Source organism: Stieleria magnilauensis (assembly GCA_007753675.1).
GTDB lineage: Bacteria > Planctomycetota > Planctomycetia > Pirellulales > Pirellulaceae > Stieleria > Stieleria magnilauensis.
Genome location: CP036432.1, coordinates 9,068,567 through 9,084,433, shown reverse-complemented (window position 1 = coordinate 9,084,433; position 15,867 = coordinate 9,068,567). Strand labels below are relative to the sequence as shown.

Genomic DNA, 15,867 nt, shown 5'->3' with positions numbered 1-15,867 from the left:
TATCAAACGATGATCAGCCGTTTGGCGCGAGCCTACGGGCCCACGCTAGAGAAGCCGACGGGGCCCATGCTAGAAAGTACGACGCTTGACTTGGCTGAGTTGGGCTGAAGCCTGGACACCAACGTGCGCGGATTAGAGCTTTCTCGCTTCGGTGGCGAGTTTCGCTAGTCGCGTGGTGAGTTCGTCTTCGAGTGATTGCATCAGCGGGTCACGCTGGCCTTTGGGGGCCCGTCGCGTGTCGACTTCGATGGCCGGTGCGAATTCGATGACCGCCTTCAATGGAATCGTGTGATCGGCGTTTCCGTTGACGGTTTCTTGCATCCGCTGGATGGTTTCGACGATGCGGGTGTCGGTCACCTGATCGGGCATCAGGTAGCTATCGGGATAGGACGAGAGGTCTTGGGCAAAATCGGCCGCGAGGACACAGCGTTTCAATTCGGTCGCGGTGGAGGGATCAGCACCGTTATCGAAATAACGCGAGGACGCGGTGGAGCGAATCAGCCGGACGCGTTCGCGGGTTTCCTTGGACGGTTGGTCCAGTTTCATCTGGGCTTCGGTGGACGACAGGACGTGTGCGATCAAGTTGTCTCGTCGTGTGGATAAGTCGCCGCCGTTGGAATGGCCGAAGTACTGGACTTCTTTGAGCGCCAACAGGGCTTCAGCGAGTTGAACGGTGCGTTCGCGAATGCTGCGGCGGGGCATCAGTTTCCAACCGAGACGCAGTTCGAATTGGTCCAATTGCTGCGTCGCCCAGCGGTCGATTTTTTCCAGGCACAGGTACTTGATGGCGACCGGATGGACGACGACTTGTCCGCTGCCCGCTGCGGCGGGTTGGGCCGGGTCGGCGTGACGCTTGGCGCGGCGTTTGGCGGCGGTCCGGGCGATGAAGGCGACGCCGTCGAGCAATGGTTTTAGCTGGTCGTTGGTGCGGTTGGTGGTGCCTTCGGGGAAGATGATCAACGGCCGTCGGCCTTCGACCAGGATGTCGATTGCGGTTTCGAGTGATTGCCGATCGTTGCCTTCGCGAAAAATGCTGAACGCTCCCATGCGTCGCAGCGCAAAGCGGTCGAAACGGCCTTCGTTGAACAGGTGCCAGGACGCCATCGCGTGCACATGGATGCCCAGTTGTCGTGCCGGCCAACCCATGACCAGCGGATCGGCGTAACGGCAGTGATTCGGCGCCAGCAGCACGCCGTGTTCGGCATCCAGGGACTGCTTGAGGTGCTCGGTGCCACGCAATTCGTAGTCGACCACGCCTTCTTTGCGTTTCAAATAGCGATCGTACAAACGCAGCCGCTGGATCAGCCAGGGCCACAGCGTGCCTCGGAAGGGAGGGACGAATTCGTACGGACGCTCGAAAACGACGGTCATCGGCGCTGGGGAATCTGGGGCGGAGGCGGAAGTTTGGCGGACGCAGGTTCGAAGCGTCGGCGCGGGCGTGCTGCGAACGGTTCGATGCTTGTGATCGAAAGTTTAGAGAGCCCGTCCGCCGCTGGCCATTACGGTCCCGTGACGCGGCCGAGGAAAACCCCCAGCCCGACCGCCACGATAAAGAAGGCGACCAAGAGGGCGGCGATCAGCACTTTATCGACGCCTTTTTCTTTGGCCGGCTTTCGGCTATCGGCTCGATGCACATCGGATTCACTTCCGACATGAACGCTGGAACGCCCTTCGCTGCGTTCGGGGTAGTGCGGTCGCTTGCCGATCGCCGATTTCGGTTTCGCGGCCGGGGTTGGCCGAGCGGTCGCCCCGCCGTAGCCCGATTCGACTTGCAGGTCTAAGAAGCTGTTGTCATTGAAGTCGATCTTGGAGCGTTTCACGTTGACCATCTTTCCGCTGTCGTTGGCGCTTAATCCTTCGCCGCGGATCAGGCGACTGCGGCTGCTGGCCAGCGTGTCGTCGTTTTTGTTGGACAGCGTGTCGCCGCCCTGGTTGGGGCGAACGTCGTTGTCGTCCAGCGAGATCGATGACGACCCGTCTCCGTCGAGGTCCGGCAGTTCGCCCAGACCGATGGTGACTTTTTGGCCGCGGGGAACTTTGGCGACGAATCGTTCCAGGACTTCGGCCACGTCGGTCGCTGATTGGTAGCGATACTTGGGATCCTTTTGGATCATCTTCACGCAAATGCCCTCCAGTTCGCCGGGGACATTGCGTTGGATTTCCCGGATCGGTTTGGGCATCTCTTTTTGATGCATCGCGATCCGCTGGGCCAACGTGCCTTGGTTGAACGGCGGTTGACCGGTCAACAGAAAGTACATCGTGCATCCGAGTCCGTAGATGTCCGCACGATGATCGACGGTATGGCTGTTGAGGGCTTGTTCGGGGGCGAGGTAATCCGCGGTGCCGAGGACGTTTTCGTTGTTGGCCACCGTCAGCGATTCGTCTTCCTCAGCCCCCATCAGCGCAAGCCCCATGTCGAGCAGGCGAACGGTGTGGGAGGAATCGAGCAGCAGGTTGGCCGGTTTGACATCGCGGTGGATCACGCCTTTGGAATGGGCGTGGGCCAAACCGCGGGCGGCTTGCCCGATCACTTCGGCTGCCGTTGACGGATCCAGGGCGCCGTCGCGTTTGACCAGCGCTTGCAGATCCAGACCGTCGACGTATTCCATCACGATGTAGTGCACATCGCCTTCGTTGTCGATGTCGTAGGCCAGCACGATGTTCGGATGGTTCAGCGATGCGATCGCTTTGGCTTCGAGTTGAAACCTGGCCAGATACGACGAATCCGAGACTCGTTTCTTGGGCAACACCTTGATCGCGCGACGATCATGTAGCTTGGTGTGTTCGGCCAGATAGACGCTGCTCATCCCGCCGGTGCCGATGTGGCCGAGCAGTTTGTACTTGCCTAAGAAGAAGCCCTTGTATTTTCCGTTGAGTAGCTTTTCGTTGTGCCACTCGGTCAGCAAGCCGTTCTTGACGAACAGTCGGGCCAGCGTCTTTGCGTCTGCCGGCAACCCGCCGTCGTAGTGTTCGCGAACCTTCTCCAGCAACCGCTTCATTTTGACTGGGTCAACCAGGCGGCTTTTCTCGACCAGCTCAAGAAACTTGTGGGGCGACGGTTCCGACATAAGTGACCGTGTTGGTGGTCTGGCGACACCAGGATTCGTGGTTCAGCGTGCCAGATTTTCCAGGGTATCAATTTTGGCGAGACGAGAAGTCTACGCAACTTGCGGGCCTCATTGGAGAGGAACGCGGAAAATCGGAAAATGATTTTCACAAATTAAGTTGCTGCGACGTCCAGTCACGCCCAACTCGTATGGTAACCGCATTGACAGCAACAATCACACCAAACAGAGGGAATCTGACGCGGTTAATGTCACGCGAGGTTTGGTTTTAGCGGTTGAGATGGGCCGGGGACGGATGTCTCGTCGGCTTGAGAATTCGTCCGGTCACGTTTCCCTGGGGTGCTCAAGAACGCCTGGGGGCGGATAATGCACGTTGTCTTTCCGTCTGCGTGACCCTTCACCACCCCTCTCGAAGCCGTTGGTTTGGATGCATCGAAGTTCTGGCCGAAAACTGATTCTCGGCGTGATGGCCAAGTACTGGGCGTCGGGACAGGTGAAAACCCGGCTGGGTGCCGCCATCGGGATGCGCCAAGCGGCCGACGTGCATCGGGCGTTCTGTCAGCATCTGGCCAGGCAGCTGGCCGCCGTCGCGGAAGAGCGTTCGTTTGTGATCACGCCCCGCGAGCGGCAAGCCGATTTTGCGGCGCTGTTGCCCGACGGCTGGGGGATCGCGTTCCAGGCCGAAGGTGATCTGGGGGCTCGGATGAAAGCGTGGTTCATGCAAGCCACCGAATCGGATGTCGATCGGGTCCTGGTCGGTGCCGATTGCCCCCTGTTGGATGCTGCGGTTGTCGACCGGGCCGGAGCGTTGCTCGGGGAGCACGACGTGGTTCTGGGGCCGGCGATCGATGGCGGTTATTACTTGATCGGTTTGAAAGGCCCGTGGCGGGATGTGTATCAGGGGTTGATGGACGAGATGCCTTGGAGCAGTGATTCGGTGTTCGATCTGACGTGTCACCGCGCCGAGCAGGCTGGCTTACGTCTGGCAACGTTACCCCCGATGGAAGATGTCGACACGATCAAGGAGTTGCAGCACTTGGCGAATCAATTGAACCAGTGCGCAGGCGAGACGCGTTACCCGTCACTGTATCGGACCGTCGAACAAGCCGTGTCGCAGCGGGGGATGGCATGAAGACGGACGTGGTGGTGATCGGCGCCGGGGCCATCGGATTAACAGTCGCTTATGAATTGGCCCGTCGCGGCCGGACGGTGACGGTCATCGATCGGGACCGATTGGTCGCCGTGGAAACCGATGCCTGTTCGATCCAAACGCCGTTTCGATCCGCCACGTCGTGGGCTGCGGCGGGCATTCTTCCGCCGGCCAATTTCGACAGTGCGACCGACCCGATGGATCGACTGCGCGGGCTCAGTCACCGGCTGTTTCCCGAGCTGGTGGAACGGTTGAAGGCGGAGTCCGGTGTGGATTCACAACTGGCGCGCTGCGGCGGATGGTATCTGTCGGACACGGCCGGTGAGACCGCATCGATGGTGGGCATGGTTTCGTTCTGGCGTGAGTTGTCGATCGAGTGCCAGGAGAGGCCGCTCGAAGAGTTGAGTGCGGCCGAGCCGGCGCTGGCGAGTTGGGCCGAAAACACGCCGCGTGCCAGGGCCTGGTGGGTGCCCGATGAATACCAGATTTGTCCGCCGCTGTTCTTGCAAGCCTTGATCGGCGCCTGTGATCGATTGGGGGTGACGTTCCTGGATCAGTCGAGTGTGGTTGATCTCAGCGAAGTCGGGGCGGACGTGACGATTTCGGTGGAAGGTCGGCGTCAGCCGCGGCGTCAGGTGCACGCCGGGCAGGTGGTGGTTTGTGGCGGCACGTGGAGCGGTTTGATGGCCGAGCGGTTGAAGCTGGCGACCAGTTTGGTGCCGGTCCGCGGTCAGGTGTTGCTGCTGAAAACCGAGACGCCGGTTCTGTCGAGTGTGATCAATCTGGGGCAACGCTATTTTGTTCCCCGGCGCGACGGAGCCGTGCTGGTCGGTTCGTGCGAAGAAGAGGTGGGGTTTCAACGCGGGACGACGCCGGCGATGCTTGCGGAGTTTCGCGAGTTTGCTCACCGTGTTTGTCCGCAGCTAAAACGAGCACGAGAGCTGGGGGCCTGGTCTGGTCTGCGGCCGTTGACGTTTGACGGATTCCCGATCTGTGGCAAATTGCCCGACAGCGATTCGATCTTTGTTGCGACGGGACATTTCCGCAGCGGCATTCATCTTTCGCCCGGGACCGCCACGTGCCTGGCCGACGCGATGGCCGGTGACCAGCCGACGATCGACCTGCAACCGTTTTCCGTCGGCAAACAGCAATCGGACCCCTTTTTCATGGAGACAAAATGACTGACGTAACCGCTACATTGGAACCGCCTGGATCGATCGCCGTGATCGGTGCCGGGCCGCTGGGCATCGAAGCGGCGCTCTATGGTCGCTTTCTGGGTTATGACGTGACGCTGTTTGAGGCGGTGGCGGTGGCCCATTCGGTCGCCGGAAAGCGTGACGAGCCGATCCCGATGATGCCCGATCGATGTGTTTCACCGTTGGCCAGGGGGGCGTTGGAAGCTCAGGCCGGCGATGCCGACCCTCAGCCGTTGCCGTTGTCGATCGGCGAATGGATCGACCGGGTCTGGTTGCCGTTGACGGAAACCGATTTGCTCCGCGGTCGCCTCCGCTGTCCCGTCCGTGTGACGGCGATGGGGCTGGTGTCTGCCGGTGCGGAGGACGAAGCGGCCGAAGAAACGGGGGATGACGACGACGACGTGCCACCAGATTTTCAGCTGACGCTCGATGACGGGACGTCGGCCGACTTTGAAGCCGTTATCGTGGCAACCGGCGCCGAAAGCGAGGAGATCAGCCGGTCGTTTGCTCTGCCCGCGGATTACCTGTTTGCAGTCGGCCGGCAGCAAACGGGCGATGCCGAAGTGGACTTTTGGGGCGGGCTGAAAGAAATCGTGGCCGTCTACGCCGCGCTGGGCGGACGGGCGGATCTGGACCTGTACCAGCCCCGACGCGGATGAGACTGCACTTGATTTATCGGGCGATTTAGGCGAGATAAAGCGGTAGCCGGACCGGCGTCCAGGACCGTTCGATCGCGTCGCATCCTACGGCTGAGTTCAACCGACGAATGGATCCAATGGTAAATCCCCTGTTTCGCGTTTCAGTTTGTTTCGCCGCGTTGGTGCTGTCGCATTGCTTTGTGCTGTCGTTGGGCACAACCATCGCCCACGCACAAGAGCGGCCGCAGGGTCATTCGGTCTATCGCAACCCCGTCGCGACGGTTCCTGAGCGTGCGTCGACTGTCGCGTTTGGCGATCATACATCGGGCGATCATACATCGGGCGATCAGACGTCTGCCGATCGTGATGCGGCCGATGCGTTCCCCGCCTTGGTGGTTTCTGGAGACGCCGCGGCGGACGATGGGCAGGCGGCGGGAGGCACGTTGGCCGGGCCGGTCGTGACGACGGTCAGTTCGCTGTTGGTGGTGCTGGCGGTTTTCGGCGGGCTGGTTTGGATTTCACGTCGTTATGGTTCGTCTGGAACACTGGCCGGCGCGTTGCCCGAGGATGTGCTGCGAAATCTCGGCAGTGCGGCGATCGACGCCAAAACACGTGTGACGTTTCTGAAGGTGGGGGCTCGCATTCTGGTGATCGGGCAGACCCCGAGCGGTGACCCCCAGACTCTTTCGGAGATCACGGAACCGGACGAGGTCGCTCGATTGACCAATCGGTGTTTGGGACGACCGGAGATCGTTGGACGACGGACCGCTTATCCCGGTGGGATGGATCGGGGCGGCGTGGAATCGTCGCGTCGCGATTTGGCCGCCGGATGAGTTGGGCGATTCTGGCCGTTGCGATTCTGTTGTTGGTCGGTGTCGTCTTGCGGCAATCGATCGCTGCCTTGCGGGTGCTGTTCATTCCAGGGTCAGTCGTTGCCGGGTTTGTGGGGTTAACGACGGTCACGTTGCTGGGGCGATGGGGTGGCGACGTCATCGCGGCGGAGACGGCGGAGGTCAATGCGACGTTGGCCAGTTGGCCGGGACCGCTGATCGCCGTGGTGTTTGCGGCGATGATGTTGCAGCAATCCGGCGGCAGCCCACGACCGCACGATGATTCCACCGCGCGACGCGTGGGCCGCCAGGGATTGATGGTCTGGATCATCGTGCTCGGCGAAACGATGGTCGGATTGTGGGCGACGTGGTTGTTGATCCAGCCGCTCTATGACGTGCCCAACTCGTTTGGCATGTTGATCGAAACGGGTTTCGCCGGAGGTCACGGCACGGCGGCGGCGATGGGGCAGGTGTTCAGCAGCCCACAAGTTGGCTTGGAGGCCGGATTGGATCTGGGGTTGCTGATGGCGACGTGCGGGCTGGTGTATGGCGTCGTCAGCGGTATTTTCTGGATCAACGTGGCCGCGCGGCTGGGATGGTTGCGCGGTGATTCGGCGGAATCTTCCTCGCCGAGCGCAACGCAAGAAAAGCAGCCGATCGGGTTTCAGACCACGTCATCGGACGCGATCGACCCGCTGCTGTTGCAGATCGTCTGGGTCGCCTTGGCCGTCGGTGTGGGAATGCTGATGCAGACGGCCGTGCTGGCGCTGGCCGGGCAAATCGACGTGGCGCTCGGTGCCGGGGCGGCTTCGGGGGCCAAGGGCGCCGACGCAGAGTTGTCCAAGCGGATGGCGGCGAGCAACGTGATGGATTTTCCCCTGTTCATCTACACGATGTTCGGCGGCTGGCTGGTTCGCCGCGTCCTGCGCGCTCTGGGGCAATCCCATCGCGTCGATTCGGCGACCATCGAGCGGCTCAGTTCGACGGCGATGGAGGTGTTGGTGGTCGCCGCGATCACGTCGTTGAAGCTCAGTGCCGTGGCGGCATTGATCGGGCCGTTTTCGATTTTGTTTGTTTGTGGGGCAATTTGGACGGCGATCTGTTTGATGGTCCTGTCTCGCTGGGTATTGCCTGGAGAGCACTGGTTTCCACTCGCGTTGATCAACTACGGCATGTCGACCGGCACGACGGCGACGGGGTTTGTGTTGCTGCGTGTCGTCGATCCGGAACTGAAAACGGGCGCGGCGAGCGACTATGCGCTCGCGGCACCGCTGTCGGCACCGTTCATCGGCGGCGGGATTTTGACGATCGCGTTACCGCTGGTGATGTTGGAACGCGTGTCCATCGCTTGGCCGGCGTTGGGAGTCGGTGCGGTCGTCTTGGTGCTCGTTTTGGTGGGGCGGCATTTGGGGCGTGCGAAGCGTTAAGGCATTGGGGAGGAGTCGCAAGCTGGAAGCTTGGGCCACCGGGTGGGGAGGACCTTGGCTGACCAACGGTCCTTCGCGAAGGGGAGCCGGATGGTTAGAACATGTCGATCGTTTCCCTTGTTCTTCGGAGTTTGTTTTGTCTGCCGCTTCTGTGACCGCCGACGACTTTCCGCCGCTGCCGGCCCCCACGTTTGGGCACCGGGTCGCGGTTTGGTGGATGATCTTGAAGACATCGTTAGGTGAACGTTTGGTGTATCGCGGCGATTTCGCGCTCGGCACGCTGATGCGTTTCCTGCCGATCATCACTCAGATCTTTTTGTGGTACGCCGTGTTTGATTCGATCGGGGATCCCGAGGGGGATTCGGCGGCGGAGATCGGAGGATTTGGTTTCCGCGACATGGTGGCGTATTACTTGCTGACGATGATCGCCCGCGCGTTTTCCAGTATGCCGGGATTGGCGTCGGGCATTGCCCAGCAAATCCGCGAAGGTGAAGTGAAGCGATTTCTGATCCAGCCGATCGATTTGATCGCGTTTCTGCTGATCACCCGCGTGGCTCACAAGTTGGCCTATTATGCGATCGCGGTCGCCCCGTTCGCGTTGGTGTTTTTTCTGGCGCGAGATTACTTCGTCGGCGGTTGGCCGAGCCTGCCGGTTTTCTTGGCGTTTTGCGGTTCGTTGGTGATGGGGTTTCTGATCGGTTTTTTCCTGGAAGCGACGATCGGGATGATCGGGTTCTGGTTCTTAGAAGTCAGTTCGTTGCTGTTCGTGATCATGTTGTTCAGCTTCTTTCTGTCCGGTCACATGTTCCCGTTGACGATGTTGCCTGAGAGCGTGTTGACGGTGGTGAATTGGTTGCCGTTCAAGTACCTGGCCTATTTCCCGGCGGCGATCTTCCTGGAGAAGATTCCCGAGGACGAGCTTGCTATGGAAATGTGGATTGAGGCCGGGTGGCTGGTGTTCTTCATCATCTTGTGCCGCGTCGCCTATGCGCGTGGGGTCAAACGCTACAGCGGTTTTGGAGGTTGAGTTCGATGGAAGAGCTACGCCGGTATGGCCGCGTGTTTGCGACCTTCGCGCGGAACAGTCTGGTGCGTGACATGACGTTTCGTTTGAACTTTTTCTTGCAGTGCGTCAGCAGCCTGGGCTGGACGGCGATGAACGTCGGTTTCTACTTGATCATCTTCGAACACACCGGTTCGATCGGAGAGGGCACGGGGTGGGACCGCGATCGATTCTTTTTGTTCATCGCGACGACCTGGTTCATCAATTCGTTGGTGCAGGCGTTTTTTATGCCCAATGCCCAGGAATTCAGCGAGATGATTCGAACCGGCGGATTGGATTTTGCGTTATTGAAGCCGATCGATACACAGTTTCTGATTTCGTTTCGGCGGGTCGATTGGAGTCAATTGTCGAACTTTTTTGCCGGCGGGGTGATCGCCGCGGTCTCGCTCTGGAATCTGGCCCATCGCGAGGTCGATCCGATGGTGCCGTCGCTGTTGTCCGTGTTGCTGTACGTCGTGTTTCTGCTCTGTGGGATCTTCATCATGTACAGCGTGATGATCGCGTTGAGTGCGACGAGTGTTTGGTTGGGGCGCAATCAGTCGCTGTATAATTTTTGGTTTTACATCACCAATTTCAGCCGCTATCCGATGGAGATTTACAACCGCGGCTACTTGGGCAAGCCCCTGTTCGGTCTATTCACGTTTGTGATCCCGATCCTGTTGGTGGTGAACGTTCCGGCCCGAATTTTGGCTGATCCGTTGGTCGCCCGCGAAGAGGGCTCGGGGTGGTACATCGTTTGGGCGGCGGTGATGACCGTGTTCAGTCTGTGGGCCAGTCGCTGGATGTTTCGCAAGAGTTTGCTGAGTTACCGCAGCGCCAGTTCCTGAGCGCGGGACGACGCGTGGCCCCTTGCTCACGCGTGCGGGCTTCAATCGACAGGCCTATTCGTCTCTAGCGTTTGAAGAAGGTGGTTGGATCCAGTGTGATGCTGCAACAGTCGCAAAGGGAAAACGACCATTCGATCGATGCGTCCAGGTTTTCAAACTCTTTGGCCGTGAGTCGAAAGGCTTCGACGGATTCTGCTTCAGGGTCGAGGATCAAATAAATGCCCACGCCGGCTTGTTGATAGAGGGATTTTTTATGAGTCCGGTCACGATCGGCCGTGGCGGGTGAAAGGATTTCTGCAACGATCGCCGGCGTCGTTCTGACATGGCCGTTTGGGGGCGGGCCGCAGACGACTAATGCATCAGGGCGGACGACGGTATCGTCTGCGATGATCCAGTCGATTTCACACAACGCCGTCGCATCGCAGTTGACCGAGCGTAGTGCGAGTCGTAATTCTGAGACCAAATTGACAAGCACCATTTGGTGTTTTCCGAACGGGCTGGGGCTCATCGAGATCGGAATCCCGTTCCAGAGTTCCCAGTCCCCTTCCCATCGCTGGTAATCTTCCAGGGTGTACGAGGGAAGGTACTTTGCTGCGGCGGACATCAGTGAATCCTGGGGGGCAGGTGTTGAAGCAGCTCCATTGTAGCGACGCCATCCAGGGCTCGTTAGCGTGCGAGATGGTGGAGGAGTTGGGCGGCGTCGAGTACGCTGACCGGTGCGGTACGAGAGACAGCGACAAGGAAAAACAGATGGACGTTTCGAAAGACATCGTTTGGCACCAGCACAGTGTGGATCGCGAGCAGCGTGAGCGTCAGCTCGGGCAGCAGGGCTGTGTGATTTGGTTCACGGGGCTGAGCGGGTGTGGCAAGAGCACGATTGCCAACGCGTTGGACGCGATGTTGGTGTCCGAGGGACGGGCGACGACGTTACTCGATGGCGACAACGTGCGTCACGGGTTGTGTGCGCCGCCGGCGGTGTTGGAGCCCGAGCATGGGGCGGAATTTGCGGAGCGGTTCGGTTTGGGGTTTGGCGCCGTGGATCGAGAGGAAAACATCCGGCGGATCGGCAACGTGGCGGCGCTGATGGCTTCGGCGGGGTTGATCACCTTGACGGCGTTCGTCAGCCCTTATCGTCGAGACCGCGACCGGGTGCGAAAGATCGTCGCCCAGGCGGGGCGGGCGAGTGATTTCGTGGAGGTGTTTGTCGACACGCCGTTGGAGGTGTGCGAGGCGCGGGATCCAAAAGGTTTGTACAAGAAGGCTCGGGCGGGCGAGATCAAGCATTTCACCGGAATCAGCGATCCCTACGAATCCCCCGAGTCACCGGAGATTCGCCTGGACGGGGGGGCAGGCGAGAGTGTCGAGGCGATGGCCGGTCAAGTGCGGGAGTGGTTGGTCGGGAAAGGGGTGTTTTAGGGGGCATTTCAAGGGGGAGTTTCAGGTTTCAAGTTTCAAGTGTGCTGTGAAACCTGAAACTCGAAACTTGAACTTGATGCCCACAAAATTTGCCGTTGCGGTATTGGGCGGTGTCGGTAAACTACCGGACCGTAAATCAGACACGAAACAATAAATTGGTTTGAAAGTAAGTACGAAATGACGATTTCGAAGCAGCGAAAAGCTGAAGTCATCAAAGAACACGGTGCAAATGACGGCGATTCTGGGTCTCCCGAGGTTCAGATCGCGATTTTGACCGAGCGAATCAACGGTCTGACCGAGCACATGCGGACGCACAACAAAGATTACGCGTCGCGTCGCGGATTGCTCGGTTTGGTCAGCCGTCGACGTCGCTTGCTTGATTACGTCCGCGGGGAAGACCCGCAGAGGTACCTCGATATCATCGGAAAGCTGGGCATCCGTAAGTAGCCCGGGTTCGGCCGCTCTGGCGTGACGAAGGCTTCGGCCAAGAGTCGCCATCGCGGCGACCTGAGATTGATTTCTCGCTTTCTTCTTCACGCCCGGAAGGCCTCGATGCCAATCGCCGGGCGGGTTCCGGCAAGCGCTGTGCTTGCCGCTGTCGTGGGTGATTGCGACCTATTCCCCACCAGGACAGGACCTTTTCTCTATCGCGCCTGATCGTGCTCGCTGGCGTCGGACCGTGCCGGCGAGTGTCAATTCGCATCGGGGGTGTTCTAATTTCGATCTGTTGGTCGAAAACGGTTCAATCATCGTTCATGACTTCGGGCACCCGCGGGCAATCGGGCCGGTCGGTCACCGGAGTAATTTTGTTGTAGTTGTAGTTGCAGGAAGGAAAGTAAAGTGACTGTGAATAAAGTTCGCGTCGAAAAGAAAATCGGACGCCATGTGTTGTCGTTCGAAACCGGTCAATTGGCGAAGCAAGCCGCCGGTGCAGTGTTGGTTCAGTACGGTGAGACCGTCGTTCTGGTCGCTGCGGCCAGCGGTACCCCGCGACAGGGAATCGATTTTTTCCCCTTGATGTGTGATTACCGCGAACGATTCGCGGCGGCCGGGAAATTCCCCGGCGGGTTTTTGAAGCGTGAAGGCCGCCCGTCGACGAAAGAGATTTTGAGTTCGCGATTGATGGACCGACCGATTCGTCCGCTGTGGCCGGAAGGTTTCATGGACGAGGTTCAGGTCCAGGCATTTGTCGTCGCCAGTGACCAGGAAAACGACGGCGACGTGTTGGCGATGAATGGAGCCGGTGCGGCGCTGCACATCAGCCCGTTGCCCTTCCTGGGGCCGATCGCTTCGGTCCGCGTCGGCAAGGTCGACGGACAACTGGTCGCTTTCCCGAGCAATTCGGATCTGGAAGAAAGCGAACTGGACATGATCGTCAGCGGCTCGCGCGAGCAGGTGGCGATGATCGAAGGTTTCGCCAACGAGATGCCGGAAGAAGAAATGATGGAGGCGATTCAGTTCGCCCACGCCGCGATCCGCGACGTGATTGATCTTCAAGACGAGCTGTACCAGAAGGTCAACCCGCAAAAGGTCGAATACACGCCGCCGGAAGATGACGGCTTGATGGACCAAATTTCGTCGCGTTATTACGACGAATTCAAAGCCGCGATGCAAACCTCGGGCAAGCAAGAACGCGCCGCCGCCGTCAGTGCACTGCGTGACAAAGCGATGGCCGAAATGATTCCCGATCCGAACGCCGAAGGCGCGATTTGCACCAAGCGATTCAAGTCGGTTTGGCACGATCTGGAGGGCAAGGTGGCTCGTGACCTGATTGTCGCCGGAACCCGACCGGACGGCCGCGACAACACCAGCTTGCGTCAGATCCACTGCGAAACCGACGTTCTGCCCCGTGTCCATGGCTCGGCCGTGTTCCAGCGTGGTGAAACGCAAGCGTTGATCACGGTGGCGCTGGGGACGGCGCGTGACGAACAGCGAGTCGACGGATTGCACGACGAGTTCAGCAAGAAGTTCATGCTCGACTACAACTTCCCCTCCTTTTCTGTCGGCGAATGTCGACCGATCCGTGGACCGGGCCGTCGTGAGATCGGGCACGGTTGCCTGGCCGAACGCAGCGTCGCGCCGGTGCTTCCGGCCGCCGATGAATTCCCCTACACCGTCCGCGTGATCAGTGACATCACCGAGTCCAACGGCAGTAGCTCGATGGCGTCGGTTTGCGGTGCCACCTTGGCCCTGATGGCCTCGGGTGTCCCGATCAGCAACCCGGTCGCCGGAATCTCGGTCGGTCTGGTGCGTAATTCAGAAGACGAGTACGTCTTGCTGACCGACATCCTGGGCAGCGAAGACCACTTCGGCGACATGGACTTCAAGATCGCCGGCACGCAAAACGGCATCACCGGGATCCAGTTGGACTTGAAGGTCACCGGGATTAGCGAAGAGATCATTCGCGCGACACTGAAACAGTCGCGTGAAGCTCGCATCGAAATCTTGCGAAAGATGCTGACGACGATCCCGCGTCCGCGCCGCGAAACGGCTCCAACGGCCCCACGACTGTTGCGTACCCGTATTGCGTCGGACAAGATCGGTGCCTTGATCGGTCCGGGCGGTAAGAACATTCGTGGCATCCAAGAGACGACCGGGTGCGTGATCGAAGTGGATGATGACGGCACGGTTTTGGTCGCCGGCAACGACAAAGAGTCTGCCGCCGAAGCGATGCGTCAGGTCGAAGCCTGCACCGCGACGGTCCAAATCGGCAAGATCTATGACGGCATCGTCAGCAGCATCAAAGACTTTGGCGCGTTCGTCGAGATCCTGCCCGGACGCGATGGACTGTGTCACATCAGCGAGTTGAGCAGCGGCTACATCAGCAGCATCGACAAGGTGGTTCGCGTCGGAGACGCGATGAAGGTCTTGGTCATCGATGTGGACGAACACGACCGCGTCAAGCTGAGTCGTCGTCAAGCGCTCGAAGAGTTGGGCGAAGAGGACGAGATCGCCGCGATGGTTGCCGAGCAAGGCGACGACCGCGGTGGCGATCGTGACCGCGGCGACCGTGGTGATGGCGACAACGGTGATCGCCCGCGACGTCGTGGCGGCAGCGGACGCCGGCGTGGCGGAAGCGGTGGTGGCGGCGGCAGCCGTCGGCCTCGCGACTGAGACCCGCACCGCGTCCACGGACGCACGTAAACAATGAACCCGCCACAAGAGCCTCGGTTGTCACAACCGGGGCTCTTTCGGGTTCGCGGTAGTGGACGAGGCGACGAGTCCGTGCCGATAGCCCGACTGCAGAGGACTCGTCGCCTCGTCCACTACCCGAAGATTGAGCTGAGACGGACGACTAGGCTTCGTGCTTGAGCAGTTGGATCGTCTTTTCCATCACGTCGGCGTTGTCCATCAGGAAGCTGTGCAGCACGGGGACGGTCGTGAAGCTCTTGGCGCCGTCGAGTTTGGCTTCTTCGATCCCGACCACAAAGTCGCCTTCGCCATCAACGAGCGGATTGGCCACCGGCGTGGTGACATCGCCGGCGATGATGTGAAACGGGAACGGCGGAACGGCCAGTTTGGGCGCCAGCTGTTTCCAGTTCGCTCCGAGTTCCATGCCGCCTTGACCGGTTACCCAGCCAAACACTTTGGTCGGCGCCAGTCGCTGGGCGATCATGGCGCCCTGGTTGGGCGGCCCCAGCATGACCATCGATTCGCAGCGTGGCAGGATCTGATTCGGGTCGCCATCGGCTTGCAGGTCCCCGATCAGGTGACGCACCACAATGTTTCCCATGCTGTGACCGACAAAGCTGAACGTGTCGTCGCTGGGCAGGTCTTCGAGCAATTCACGCAGTGCGGCGGCGTGGTCTCCGATCGAACCGCGGGTGCTGGCGTAGGAGAATCGGATCGTGTGGGGGAGCTCGTTTTCGGCGAGTTGTGTTTCCAACGCTTTCATGCTGCCACAGGTCCGCATCAATCCGTGAAGCAGGATCACGTGGTGTTTAGCGGTCGACGGGGCGGTCTTGGGGCATTTCTGATTGAGCGAATCGACGCATTGTTGCTTGTTGCCCCAGGCACGACGGTAGTTGTCGGCGTCGATCAATCGCCAGTGCCCCGTCAGCGCGTTTTGTTGCACGCGGTACCCATCACGCCACAAATGGTCCGTCCAGATTTGGCTGAAATGGGTGGTTTTCAGCGGCACGTTGAAATTGGAGGTTTCCGCCATGATCGGGTCCTCGGAATGGCCCACATGCTGATGAAATTCAAAGCATAGCGAAGTGGCCAGGGCGATGGTGAGCAGAGTTCGCATGCGACA

The 15,867-nt window shown here is 59.8% G+C and carries 14 protein-coding genes; 10 read left to right on the top strand and 4 right to left on the bottom strand.

Going from position 1 to position 15,867, the window contains the following annotated elements:
• Window positions 1–132: 132 nt before the first annotated feature.
• Both TBK1r_RS32680 and TBK1r_RS32675 read right to left on the bottom strand, forming a co-directional pair.
• Window positions 133–1,371: a lysophospholipid acyltransferase family protein gene (locus TBK1r_RS32680; protein ID WP_145219728.1), complete on the bottom strand. Its 1,239-nt coding sequence runs from the start codon at window positions 1,369–1,371 to the stop codon at window positions 133–135.
• A 128-nt stretch (window positions 1,372–1,499) separates the two neighbouring features.
• Entirely contained in the window at window positions 1,500–3,068 is a 1,569-nt protein-coding gene (locus tag TBK1r_RS32675) for a serine/threonine protein kinase (protein ID WP_145219726.1), read from the bottom strand.
• 424 nt (window positions 3,069–3,492) lie between these two features.
• Between TBK1r_RS32675 and TBK1r_RS32670 the strand changes: the two genes are divergently transcribed.
• From TBK1r_RS32670 to TBK1r_RS32640, 7 genes are all read left to right on the top strand, one after another.
• Complete coding sequence (locus TBK1r_RS32670; RefSeq protein ID WP_145219724.1) at window positions 3,493–4,197, top strand: TIGR04282 family arsenosugar biosynthesis glycosyltransferase; 705 nt, start codon at window positions 3,493–3,495, stop codon at window positions 4,195–4,197.
• The gene (locus tag TBK1r_RS32665) at window positions 4,194–5,396 is read left to right on the top strand and encodes an NAD(P)/FAD-dependent oxidoreductase (RefSeq protein WP_145219722.1); all 1,203 of its coding nucleotides are present in this window, start codon (window positions 4,194–4,196) and stop codon (window positions 5,394–5,396) included. The genes TBK1r_RS32670 and TBK1r_RS32665 overlap by 4 nt, the downstream gene beginning before the upstream one ends.
• Window positions 5,393–6,070 (top strand): Rossmann-fold NAD(P)-binding domain-containing protein, encoded by a 678-nt coding sequence (locus TBK1r_RS32660; RefSeq protein WP_145219720.1) that lies wholly within the window; start codon window positions 5,393–5,395, stop codon window positions 6,068–6,070. Before TBK1r_RS32665 ends, TBK1r_RS32660 begins: the two co-directional genes overlap by 4 nt.
• Window positions 6,071–6,186: 116 nt before the next feature.
• Window positions 6,187–6,882: a FliO/MopB family protein gene (locus TBK1r_RS32655; RefSeq protein ID WP_419580624.1), complete on the top strand. Its 696-nt coding sequence runs from the start codon at window positions 6,187–6,189 to the stop codon at window positions 6,880–6,882.
• Window positions 6,879–8,306: a sodium/glutamate symporter gene (locus TBK1r_RS32650; protein ID WP_145219716.1), complete on the top strand. Its 1,428-nt coding sequence runs from the start codon at window positions 6,879–6,881 to the stop codon at window positions 8,304–8,306. Before TBK1r_RS32655 ends, TBK1r_RS32650 begins: the two co-directional genes overlap by 4 nt.
• A 217-nt stretch (window positions 8,307–8,523) precedes the next feature.
• Window positions 8,524–9,333 carry an ABC transporter permease gene (locus tag TBK1r_RS32645; protein WP_145223239.1) on the top strand — a complete coding sequence of 270 codons (810 nt, stop codon included), beginning with the start codon at window positions 8,524–8,526 and terminating at the stop codon, window positions 9,331–9,333.
• A 5-nt stretch (window positions 9,334–9,338) separates the two neighbouring features.
• Window positions 9,339–10,196, top strand: coding sequence for an ABC transporter permease (locus tag TBK1r_RS32640; RefSeq protein ID WP_145219714.1), 858 nt, complete (start codon window positions 9,339–9,341; stop codon window positions 10,194–10,196).
• A gap of 64 nt (window positions 10,197–10,260) precedes the next feature.
• On the opposite strand, the gene TBK1r_RS32635 is transcribed toward TBK1r_RS32640, so the two are convergent.
• Window positions 10,261–10,800, bottom strand: a complete 540-nt coding sequence (locus TBK1r_RS32635) for a Uma2 family endonuclease (RefSeq protein ID WP_145219712.1) — start codon at window positions 10,798–10,800, stop codon at window positions 10,261–10,263.
• Window positions 10,801–10,946: 146 nt separating this feature from the next.
• Between TBK1r_RS32635 and cysC the strand changes: the two genes are divergently transcribed.
• The 3 genes from cysC (at window position 10,947) to TBK1r_RS32620 (ending at window position 14,726) form a co-directional block, all read left to right on the top strand.
• The gene (cysC, locus tag TBK1r_RS32630) at window positions 10,947–11,612 is read left to right on the top strand and encodes an adenylyl-sulfate kinase (RefSeq protein ID WP_145219710.1); all 666 of its coding nucleotides are present in this window, start codon (window positions 10,947–10,949) and stop codon (window positions 11,610–11,612) included.
• A 177-nt stretch (window positions 11,613–11,789) separates the two neighbouring features.
• Window positions 11,790–12,059, top strand: a complete 270-nt coding sequence (rpsO, locus tag TBK1r_RS32625) for a 30S ribosomal protein S15 (RefSeq protein ID WP_095740847.1) — start codon at window positions 11,790–11,792, stop codon at window positions 12,057–12,059.
• Window positions 12,060–12,452: 393 nt separating this feature from the next.
• Complete coding sequence (locus TBK1r_RS32620) at window positions 12,453–14,726, top strand: polyribonucleotide nucleotidyltransferase (protein ID WP_145219708.1); 2,274 nt, start codon at window positions 12,453–12,455, stop codon at window positions 14,724–14,726.
• Window positions 14,727–14,907: 181 nt separating this feature from the next.
• On the opposite strand, the gene TBK1r_RS32615 is transcribed toward TBK1r_RS32620, so the two are convergent.
• Window positions 14,908–15,777, bottom strand: coding sequence for an esterase/lipase family protein (locus TBK1r_RS32615; protein ID WP_419580623.1), 870 nt, complete (start codon window positions 15,775–15,777; stop codon window positions 14,908–14,910).
• Window positions 15,778–15,867 lie beyond the last annotated feature (90 nt).